At 38.3% G+C, this 10538-nt stretch carries 8 protein-coding genes; 6 read left to right on the top strand and 2 right to left on the bottom strand.

Annotated elements, in window-relative coordinates; genetic code table 11:
* Window position 1: 1 nt before the first annotated feature.
* The 6 genes from CQZ96_RS18410 to CQZ96_RS18435 all read left to right on the top strand — a co-directional run bounded on the left by CQZ96_RS18410 (window position 2) and on the right by CQZ96_RS18435 (window position 6668).
* A complete protein-coding gene (locus CQZ96_RS18410; RefSeq protein WP_105713454.1) occupies window positions 2–1555 on the top strand; it encodes a 3-hydroxyacyl-CoA dehydrogenase in 1554 nt (517 codons plus the stop codon).
* A gap of 10 nt (window positions 1556–1565) precedes the next feature.
* A complete protein-coding gene (gene pcaF, locus CQZ96_RS18415; RefSeq protein WP_105713455.1) occupies window positions 1566–2780 on the top strand; it encodes a 3-oxoadipyl-CoA thiolase in 1215 nt (404 codons plus the stop codon).
* Window positions 2781–2849: 69 nt separating this feature from the next.
* Entirely contained in the window at window positions 2850–4178 is a 1329-nt protein-coding gene (gene paaK, locus CQZ96_RS18420; protein WP_105713456.1) for a phenylacetate--CoA ligase PaaK, read from the top strand.
* Between the two features lie 49 nt (window positions 4179–4227).
* Window positions 4228–5169: a PaaX family transcriptional regulator C-terminal domain-containing protein gene (locus CQZ96_RS18425; RefSeq protein WP_105713457.1), complete on the top strand. Its 942-nt coding sequence runs from the start codon at window positions 4228–4230 to the stop codon at window positions 5167–5169.
* A 60-nt stretch (window positions 5170–5229) separates the two neighbouring features.
* On the top strand, window positions 5230–5817 hold the full coding sequence (locus tag CQZ96_RS18430) for a gamma carbonic anhydrase family protein (RefSeq protein WP_105713458.1): 588 nt from the start codon (window positions 5230–5232) through the stop codon (window positions 5815–5817).
* A 392-nt stretch (window positions 5818–6209) separates the two neighbouring features.
* Window positions 6210–6668 carry a hypothetical protein gene (locus CQZ96_RS18435; RefSeq protein ID WP_105713459.1) on the top strand — a complete coding sequence of 153 codons (459 nt, stop codon included), beginning with the start codon at window positions 6210–6212 and terminating at the stop codon, window positions 6666–6668.
* A gap of 131 nt (window positions 6669–6799) precedes the next feature.
* On the opposite strand, the gene CQZ96_RS18440 is transcribed toward CQZ96_RS18435, so the two are convergent.
* Window positions 6800–8401 carry a bifunctional aspartate transaminase/aspartate 4-decarboxylase gene (locus tag CQZ96_RS18440; protein WP_105713460.1) on the bottom strand — a complete coding sequence of 534 codons (1602 nt, stop codon included), beginning with the start codon at window positions 8399–8401 and terminating at the stop codon, window positions 6800–6802.
* Window positions 8402–8455: 54 nt separating this feature from the next.
* On the bottom strand, window positions 8456–10141 hold the full coding sequence (aspT, locus tag CQZ96_RS18445; protein WP_105713461.1) for an aspartate-alanine antiporter: 1686 nt from the start codon (window positions 10139–10141) through the stop codon (window positions 8456–8458).
* Window positions 10142–10538: the final 397 nt, after the last annotated feature.

A 10538-nucleotide genomic window follows, 5' to 3' on the forward strand; every position in this document is an offset into this window, starting at 1 on the left:
CATGCAACAATTCAATTTACAGCAAGCAAATGTCGCTGTTATTGGTGCAGGAACGATGGGTATCGGGATTGCTCAACTGGCTGCGATGAATGGTCATCAAACGCTGCTCTTTGACCTTGATCTCAATACAGCCAAGGCATCACTTGCACAGCTGACAGTACAACTGAATAAACGTGTACAAGCTGGAAAAATAACACAGGCCCTTGTGGACAGTGCATTGGTGAATTTAACTGTGGCGGATGATATTCAACAACTTGCGGCAGCAGGATTAATTATTGAAGCTGTAGTTGAAAATAAAGAAGTGAAACAAAGCATTTTTCAACAACTTGCTGCAATTTGCTCAGAACAGACTATTTTTGCTTCTAATACCTCCTCCATTTCAATAACTGCAATAGCGTCTGCGATTCCACAACCTGAACGTGTGATTGGATTACACTTTTTTAATCCTGCACCAGTAATGAAACTAGTTGAAATTGTACAAGGCTTAAAAACTGCCAAAGTGAATGCAGATGCTTTGTTTAATCTGATGCAGACATGGAACAAAGTACCGGTTTTAGCCAAATCTACGCCTGGTTTTATTGTGAACCGCGTGGCTCGTCCGTATTATGCTGAAGCTTTCCGTGCTTTACAGGAAAATGTGACGACGCCTGAACAGTTAGATTTCATTTTACGTGAATGTGGTCGCTTTGCGATGGGACCATGTGAGTTGATGGATTTAATTGGTCAAGATGTGAATTTTTCAGTGACACAGAGCGTTTATCAGGAATTTTTTTACGAGCCACGTTATCGTCCCTCTCTTATTCAAAAACAACTGGTAGATGCAGGTTGTTTGGGGCGTAAAAATAAACAAGGCTTCTATAATTATCATCAAGAACAACCAACACCAGTATATCGCTTACCTGAAATGACTCAGGATAGCTCACAGAACATGAATGTGAGTATCCATGGTGAATGGGCCAATCAAGCTGATTTTATTCAGCGCCTAAAAAATCAAACGACATTCAATATCAACAAAGTTGTGTCTCAACAAAATTATATTCAAATTGATGATATTGATCTCCAACTCACGCAAGGCGAATCTGCCGATATTGTTTATACACATCAAAAAGTTGTACTGATGGATTGGCATGCGGATTGGAACAAAGCTAAAGCAATTGCAGCGACTGCATCTCCAGCATGTTGCCAAGCAGATCAAGATAAAATGACACAATTCTTTGCTGCAATTGGTGTTCATGTAATTTGGACAAAAGATCATCCTGGGTTATATGTAATGCGAAGCATTGCAATGTTAGTCAATGAAGCTTGCGAGGCGGTTTTGCATGATGTCGCGACAGAACACGATATTGATGCTGCCATGAGATTTGGAGTGAATTATCCGCAAGGTCCATTCCAATGGATGACGCAAATGGGTGCACAACAGATTTTGATGATTTTAGAAAATTTACATCAAGTTTATGGTGAAGAACGCTATCGCCCAAGTCTGTATTTAAGAAAAAAAGTTGCAGCTTCAGCTTTACCCGTAAAGCAAACACAACAATTAAAACAAGCAGGATAAGGAGTAAAAAATGGAACAAGTGTTTATTTGTGATGCTATTCGTACTCCAATTGGTCGTTATGCAGGAGCTTTAAGTAGTATCCGTACAGATGATTTGGCTGCTTTGCCGATTCAATATTTAAAACAACAACATCCTACGTTGGCTTGGGATCAGTTAGATGAGCTTATCCTTGGTTGTGCCAACCAAGCTGGTGAGGATAATCGTAACGTCGCTCGAATGGCATCATTACTTGCGGGACTACCAGACTCAGTTCCTGCGATTACGGTAAACCGTTTATGTGCTTCGGGATTAGATGCGATTGGTTTGGCTGCACGTGCTATTAAGTCAGGTGAAGCACAATTTGTATTGGCAGGTGGTGTTGAGTCAATGAGTCGTGCGCCATTTGTACAGTCCAAGCCAGAAACAGCTTTTAGCCGAACGCCAAGTATTTATGATACAACTATTGGTTGGCGCTTTATCAATCCAAAATTTAAAGCAAATTTTGGGGTGGACAGCATGCCCGAAACCGCAGAAAACGTTGCTGAAAAGTATCAGATTAGCCGTGAAGATCAGGATTTATTTGCTTTCAATAGTCAGAAAAAAACGGCAACTGCGCAACTTAATGGCGTGTTTGCAGAAGAAATATGTGCTGTAGAAATAATCGATCGTAAAAAAAATCTAACACGTATAACTGAAGATGAACATCCACGCGCAGATACCTCACTGGAAAGTTTGGCAAAATTAAAAGCACCATTCCGCAAACAAGATGGTTCTGTCACAGCAGGAAATGCATCGGGTGTAAATGATGGAGCCGCTTGTGTGTTATTGACCAGTGAAGCTTTTGCAACGGCAAATCAGTTGAAACCACTTGCCAAAGTTATTGCAATGGTGAGTGCAGGTGTTGAAGCAAAATATATGGGAATTGGTCCAGTACCAGCAGTACAAAAACTGCTGAAACAGACAGGTTTAAGTCTGGATCAAATGGATGTCATTGAGCTGAATGAAGCATTTGCAGCACAATCACTTGCAGTAATGCGTGAACTAGGTCTGGATGATGATGATGCACGGGTCAATCCCAATGGCGGAGCAATTGCCTTAGGTCACCCATTGGGTATGAGTGGTACACGTTTGGTGATCACTGCAATGAAAGAATTGAAACGCCGTAATGGAAAATATGCACTATGTACGATGTGTGTGGGTGTTGGGCAAGGTGTTGCGCTTATTTTGGAAAATTTTGACGCATAACAGCCACTGCAAGACCAAACCAAGGATTTTAAGAAACAGCCAAAGGATGGCTGTTCAGGGAGTAATAATATGAATAACAATACATTGGAACATTTAGAAAAAGCATCGGTTGATGAATTACGCAATGTTCAATTTGAACGTATAAAACAAACATTGCAACATGCTTATCAAAATAGTGCCGTCTATCGTCAGAAATTTGATGAAGTTGGGGTACATCCTGATGATTTTAAAACTTTAGCAGATCTAGCTAAATTTCCATTTACCTCTAAAAAAGATTTACGCGAAAATTATCCATTTGGCATGTTTGCTGTTCCGCAACAGCAAATAGTCAGAGTACATGCCTCGTCAGGTACAACGGGGCAACCCACTGTCGTGGGATATACTCAAAAAGATATTCAAGTTTGGTCTGATGTTGTGGCGCGTTCATTACGTGCTGCAGGTTTAAGTAATCAAGATATTATTCAAGTGTCTTATGGCTATGGACTATTCACTGGTGGTCTAGGTGCGCACTATGGTGTTGAGCGCTTAGGCGCAACGGTCATTCCTATGTCAGGTGGTCAAACTGAAAAGCAAGTACAATTGATACATGACTTTAAACCCACGGCAATTATGGTGACACCATCCTATTGCTTAAATATCATTGAAGCATTGGAAAAAAGATTTGGTACTGCTAAAGAGTGCTCTATTAAAACCGGAATATTTGGTGCGGAACCGTGGACCAATGAGATGCGTAAAGAAATTGAAGATCGTTTAAGAATTGATGCACTGGATATCTATGGCCTATCTGAAGTGATGGGACCCGGTGTGGCGATGGAGTGTCTGGAGACTAAAGATGGTTTGACCATTTGGGAAGATCATTTTTATCCTGAAATTATCAACCCAGAAACAGGAGAGGTACTGGCTGATGGTGAATTGGGCGAATTAGTTTTTACCACGATTACCAAAGAAGGCATGCCTGTCATTCGTTACCGAACTCGAGATTTGACTCGTTTATTGCCAGGTACAGCAAGAACAATGCGCCGTATGGATAAAATTGTTGGGCGAAGTGATGATATGATGATTATTCGTGGTGTAAATGTGTTTCCATCTCAAATTGAAGAACAAATTTTACAAATCCCTGAATTGGTTCCTAATTATGAGATTCAAATTTGTAAACAAGGTCATCTGGATGGATTGCACATCCGTACAGAAATGCGTCAAGATATACCTCAGGAAATACACGCACAACTGTGTACTCAGCTCAAAACTAAGATCAAAACGATGGTTGGAATTACAGTAAGCATTGAAATTTTGACAGAAGGGGCATTGCCACGTTCAGAAGGTAAGGCTCAGCGTGTATTTGATTTGCGCAACAATAATCATGTTACACATCCATCAAGTACGCTTAGCCTTGGTTAATTTGAGTGTTGTTATTTGAGATTGTTAAATTAAGGTCCTATCGAACATTATGAATTCAAAATTAAAACTTGCTATAGATGATTTTATTACCAAAGAAATGTTAAGTGGAACGTCACTGATCATGACGGTTTTTGGTGACTGTGTGCATCATCACGGTGGGATTATCAGTCTTGCAAGTTTGATTCAGTTAATGAGTGTTTTCGGGCTCAATGAACGTTCGGTACGGACTGCTGTATTTAGACTGGTACAAAATGGCTGGTTAGTGTCTGAAAAGATTGGTCGTACAAGTTATTACCGTGTGACTGAAAGTAGTCTCAACGGTTTTACACTCGCAGATACTAAAATTTATAATTTTAATCATAAAGAATGGGATCAAAGTTGGGATTTGGTCTTACTCAGTTCATTAGATATTGATAATAAACAAATTTTAAAGAAAGAGTTGGAGTGGCTGGGTTTTGCCAGTATCGCAAGTAATGTAATGGCTTATCCAAGTTGCGATAAATTGAAATTACAGAATTTATTGCTCAGTCAGAACATGACAGATCAAGTGGTAATTTTTAAAGCTGAAACTTTGCAACTGTGGCAAGAATCTTATCCAACGGTAAAACGAATGGTGGAAGTTAATTGGCCAATTCTTGAGTTACATTCACGTTATGAAAAATTTATCCAAGATTTTCGAGAGTTTTTAAATCTTGTGGAAAATTCAGATGATATGGATGCCGCACAAGCATTTCAAATCCGTATTTTGCTTATTCATCAATTCCGCCGAATTTTATTAAAAGACCCAAATTTACCATTTGAATTATTACCTTCAAACTGGTTATCGCTGAATGCGAGAAACTTGAGTAGTAACCTCTATCAACTGGTTGTTTTTGCAGGGGAAGAGTACTTTATGCAGTTTGCTCGTACATCAGAAGGTTTTATGCCACCTTTACATCCTATGTTTTATAAGCGATTTGGTGGTTTAAAAGTTGAGGAAATGGGTGTTTAAACCCACTAGTTCATTTAATTATTTAAATGAGTTGGGCTTTGAAAAATATGGATTATTCACATGCCTTGTTATGCCATTGATAATGTAATTCCAGTCGTACACCCTCACGCCTTTGTACATCCAACTGCTGTATTAATTGGTGATGTTATTCTTGAAGAAGGTGTTTATATTGGCCCTTTTGCTTCGTTACGTGCTGATTTTGGACAGATTCATGTCTGTAAAAATTCCAATGTACAAGATAACTGTGTGATTCATGGCTTTCCGAAAAGTATTACCTTAATCGAAGAGTATGGGCATATCGGCCATGCTGCTATTTTACATGGCTGTACAATTGGCAAAAATGTTTTGGTTGGCATGAATAGTGTCATTCTTGATGAAGCTGAAATTGGTGAAAATACCATTATTGGGGCCAATAGCACAGTCAAAGCCAAGGCTGTTATACCCGCAAATGTGCTCGCTCTTGGAAGTCCTGCAAAAGTCGTTCGTGATTTACTAGAAAAAGAAATTGAATGGAAGCGAAATGGAACAAATGAATATATTCATCTTACACAGCGTTGTATAAATTCATTACGAGAGGTGGAACCTTTGATTTCTTTAGAGAATCGGTTGGATTTTACAAACTTTAAAGCTGAGCATAAGTTGTACTAATTTGTGGTTTAATCTTCATTGATGGCGAGTATCACAATATTGTGAATTGGATCAATGCGTACTGAATTTACAATCAGAAAATAGGTTCAACACATTGTTTTTGTCTCGTCCTAAAATAGTTTAACAATATTTCATTGAGAACCGAGTTAAGCAATGAATTCGGTTCTTGCTTTTCCACACATATCATTTTTTAGCCAATCTCTTAAAATCAGGAAAAACATCCTCTTACTGATGATTATCCAAAGCTTATGGTGGTCACGCAACAAATTGAACAAGTCAAGCTGTTGAGCAAAAGGCTGTTGTCATAGATGTCTAAGTGGTTCTTTTATTTGTTAAGATTGGGTAAAATTACTGCAAATTTAGCACTTTATAAAATGTAGATTAGGATGATGATGAACAAAATTTTAGCGATTGCCATAGGGATATTGCCAGTATTTGCACAAGCACAAAGCTTCAAATACACAAACACCGAGTCTGGTTTTAAAAATTATCAGGGACTAGCCACTTTAACAGGGAAATTTTCACGTAATTTAGACCCTGAATATTTGGATTATATGGGCGATGATATTTGCTTTGAACCTAACAAAACATCAGCTGCACTTATTCCACGCCCAAAAGGTGATACACGAGATGTATGGTTTTGCTTTAGCAACTTTGATGCAGCAAAAAAGACTTTTAAGTTACCAGACAATATTAAAAAAGATTATTGCCAATATGAGGGACAGGCAACGATTCATATTAAAGACTATCATTTATTTATAGAGGAAACTGAAGGTTTTGATTCAACTCAATTAGTTTCAGCGACCAATATTACTCCTGCAAAAGCAATAAAATGTAAAGTGCAGAATTAAGACTGTTTGAATACTGTGATGAGATTTGATAACTACAAGTAAATAGAGCTTAACTTGGTTAGCTATTCGCAAACAGAAAAGATCGCATTAATGCGATCTTTTTTTAAAACAAATACTTAATCTATTTATACTCATTTATTCTTTTTGCTGGCTTTTTTATATTCCAGATAGGCTTCTTCAGCAAATTTTCGTAATGAAGTCCCGATTGCTGCATATTGGAATTCATTTAAGTTGGCAAGCGAGGCGCGTGCAGAAGGATGTTGAACACCAAAACCTGAACCCGGAAGTAGTACTACACCTGTTTCATCAGCAACTCGGAAAAGTAATTCTGTTGGATTCTTATTTTTCATCACCCAATCAGCAAATGCGTCACCATATAGTTTCCGTGAGGTATTTTCTAAATTGACCAAGGTATAGTAATCAACGGCATTCGGATCTTGTGGGACTTCAACCCCAAGCTGTCTATAAAGCGCAGCATCACGTTCTCGAACCACAGATTTCACTGCTTTTTTATAGCTTTGACGAGAATCCATCATATTAAATAAAGCAAAAAGAACCATTTGTACTTGTTGAGGTGTGGATAATCCAGCCGTGTGATTTAAAGCAACATTACGGCTATCGGCAACAAGGCGATCAATAAACTTAATACTAGATGGATCTGTGGTGAGGGATGAGTAACGTTCTTCGAGTTCTTTCTTGTCTTTTTTAGAAAGCGCCGCAATTTTTTTATCTAAAATATTATGATTACTCAAGGCAATGACCCCAAGTCTCCAGCCAGTTGCACCAAAATATTTAGAGAAAGAATAAACCAGAATGGTATTGTCAGGGCAAATTGCAAATAAGGATTTAAAGTTATCTGCAAATGTGCCATAAACATCATCTGTTAAAATAATCAGCTCAGGACGCTTTTTAACAATATCAGCCAAAATCGCTAAACCTTCATCACTCATTTTAACCGAAGGTGGATTGCTTGGATTTACCAAGAAAAATGCTTTAATCGATGGATCTTCTAATTTGCGTAATTCTGATTCAGGGTATTGCCAACCAAGATTAGGATCAGCTTCGATGAGTACTTCTTCGAGCTGATAATCATTGAGTTTTGGAATTTCGAGATAAGGGGTAAAAATAGGCGAACCTATGGCAATACGATCACCATGTGAAATAATTTTATTTTCTTTTAATGAATTAAAAATATAAGCCATTGCAGCTGTACCGCCTTCCACTGCAAATAAATCGAGTTCCTCTTTAGGCATACCTTGTACGCCCATTTCACGTAAAACATATTCTTTAATAATCTTTTCGCTGACTCTTAGCATTCGATCTGGGACAGGATAATTACAGCCAAGTATACCTTCGACCATTTCGAGTAAGAATGCATCGGGATCAAGTCCCAATTGGTCACGAACATAAGAAATCGCTTTACCCAGAAAAACAACACCTGGCTTGTCACGATTTTCTAGGATGAAGTGGTCAAAGCGTGATTGCAATCCTTCCGCACGAGGAAATCCACCAAGTCCTTCTGGCATATAGGAAAAAGAAAATTCTGATTCAGTGGCAGAAAATAAACCCAATTGGAAAAAGGCACGCCGTGGAACAGTTGCAAGAAAGTTTGGATTTCCTCGTCCCGCATTGAGCATCATACGGTCGGTATGACTTTGTGCCAAAGCAATCAATTCATCTTTGAGTTCAAATGGGCTCAGTTTTGCGTATTTTGAATAATCAACGTTCCCCATGGGAAGTCTCCTTAATTATCTTGATGTGAATGAGTTTGAAATTTATAAAATTATTTATGCTAAACCGACAATCAGAGGGCCAAGCAAGGTTAAAAATACATTTGCGAGTGCATAGGTAATTGCAAATGGGACGGTCGGAATTGAGTTTCCAGCTTTGTCGAGTACGCCACCAAAAGCGGGATTTGCACTGCGTGAGCCAGTTAATGCTCCAGCCATTACGGCGACATTGTTATAACGGAGTACATAACGGGCAAACAGCATTGAAAGAATTAGCGGTACCAGCGTGACCACCACCCCGATCATAAACAGGGACAAGCCACTTTCTTTAATGGTTTGAATGGCCTGTAAACCTGATTGCAAACCAACAGCAGCAACAAAACCAGCAAGACCTAGATCTTTGAGAAGTTGTGAAGCGGCTAAAGGCATATTGCCGTGGACTTGGTTTCGGCTACGTAGCCAACCAAATAACAGACCTGATAACAGCGCACCGCCACCTGCACCAAGGGTTAAAGGAACATCTCCAATACGGACAACAAATAGGCCAATGACTAAACCAACAACTAAACCTGCACCATGGAAAATCCAGTCTGTTTTTAAGCTTTCGGGTAAAGCTTTACCCGCCTCTTTGACTAGGCGTTCAAGATCACTTTTAGTTCCATATACGGTGACCACATCGCCTTGACGCAGGACCGTATCATCACTTAAAGCTTGTGCTTCACTGTTACGTTTAATTGCCAGCACATAAATGCCATGCTTTAAGTAATCTGGGGTATTGGCTTTGATATCTCCAAGGGTACGGTTGGCATACTTTGAGTTTCGTAATATGACATCTGTGGTATCCATGATCATTTCCATGCCTTGTGAGGATTGCAACTCAGATCCAATAAACTCGGCAATGGAAACGATACTTGTCCTGCGACCAACGACCAGAACAACATCATCTTTCTCTAAGGTAATTTCGGGCGCAACATCAATAAATTGATCTTTGCGTTTTAATCGTTCAATGGTGACGCTCGGTACTTTTGTTTCGAGTTCGGCAATGGTGTGTCCTGATGCTTGTTTGACTTTGTAAATACGACCAACAATTTCAGGCATAGCCAATTCTTGACCAGGTGCCAGTTCAAATGCACCTTTTAACTGTTCCGCTTGCGCTTTTAAGGCATCATCATGAATTTCTCGTCCCATAAATTTTGGCAAGATATTCACACAGACAATAATTGCGCCTAGAGAACCAAAGATATAGGTCACAGCATATCCAATCGCAACATTGGCTTGAAGTTTTTGAATTTCTGCAAGTGGTAAGTCTAGACGAGAAATCGCATCGCCCGCCGTACCAATAATCGCAGATTGGGTCATCCCACCTGCAGCTAGACCTGCGGCTAAGCCTTTATCTAGATTAAAGATTTTTGCCATGACTAAGACCGTAATGAGTCCACATACAGCCATAAAAATAGCCAACAAAATTTCTTTAATGGATTGTGGTCCAAGCGATTTAAAAAACTGTGGACCACTTTCAAAACCGACTGCGTAAATAAATAAAGCAAAAAGAATTGCTTTTACACCATTGTCGATTGGTACCCCAATAAGACTTAGAATAACAGCGACAAGTAATGATCCTGCAACACCTCCAAATTGAAACTTTCCAAACTGGAATTGACCGATCCAAAATCCTATTGCTAAGGATAAAAATAATAGGATTTCAGGACTATGTTTTAATTCACCTTGTAGCCATTCAATCATTTTACGGCCCCACCTTTATTATTTAATCTATATTTGATTATGAATAGAAAGTTAATTTTTTACGTTAAATGGAAAATACTATATCAATCGAGGTTATGTAAAACATCTATATCTAAAATATATTATTTCATGGTTTTTTTATTCATTTAAATAATATGAAAAATATAGAGAATATTAAATTTTGCTTAACTAAAGAAAAATTCCAACCATTATTGAGTGCTTGGATCGCTTATTTGTTTTTTATTAAATTTTCTTGATTGGTAATTTTTTATTAAAAGTTAATTTATTTAAAAAATAAATTTAAGAAAAATAAACAAATTTTTTTGTATTTTTAAGATGTCTGTATTGTTGGTATTTTTTATTTAAGTTGTTGAAAATAATATATTATTATTTTTGA

The organism is Acinetobacter sp. MYb10 (assembly GCF_002980175.2).
GTDB classification, from domain to species: Bacteria; Pseudomonadota; Gammaproteobacteria; order Pseudomonadales; family Moraxellaceae; genus Acinetobacter; species Acinetobacter guillouiae.

Coding starts and splice junctions, on each gene's coding strand:
- aspT (WP_105713461.1), bottom strand. CDS start 10,141: ATGATTGAATGGCTACAAGGTGAATTAAAACATAGTCCTGAAATCCTA.
- paaK (WP_105713456.1), top strand. CDS start 2,850: ATGAATAACAATACATTGGAACATTTAGAAAAAGCATCGGTTGATGAA.
- CQZ96_RS18425 (WP_105713457.1), top strand. CDS start 4,228: ATGAATTCAAAATTAAAACTTGCTATAGATGATTTTATTACCAAAGAA.
- CQZ96_RS18410 (WP_105713454.1), top strand. CDS start 2: ATGCAACAATTCAATTTACAGCAAGCAAATGTCGCTGTTATTGGTGCA.
- CQZ96_RS18435 (WP_105713459.1), top strand. CDS start 6,210: ATGAACAAAATTTTAGCGATTGCCATAGGGATATTGCCAGTATTTGCA.
- CQZ96_RS18440 (WP_105713460.1), bottom strand. CDS start 8,401: ATGGGGAACGTTGATTATTCAAAATACGCAAAACTGAGCCCATTTGAA.
- CQZ96_RS18430 (WP_105713458.1), top strand. CDS start 5,230: ATGCCTTGTTATGCCATTGATAATGTAATTCCAGTCGTACACCCTCAC.
- pcaF (WP_105713455.1), top strand. CDS start 1,566: ATGGAACAAGTGTTTATTTGTGATGCTATTCGTACTCCAATTGGTCGT.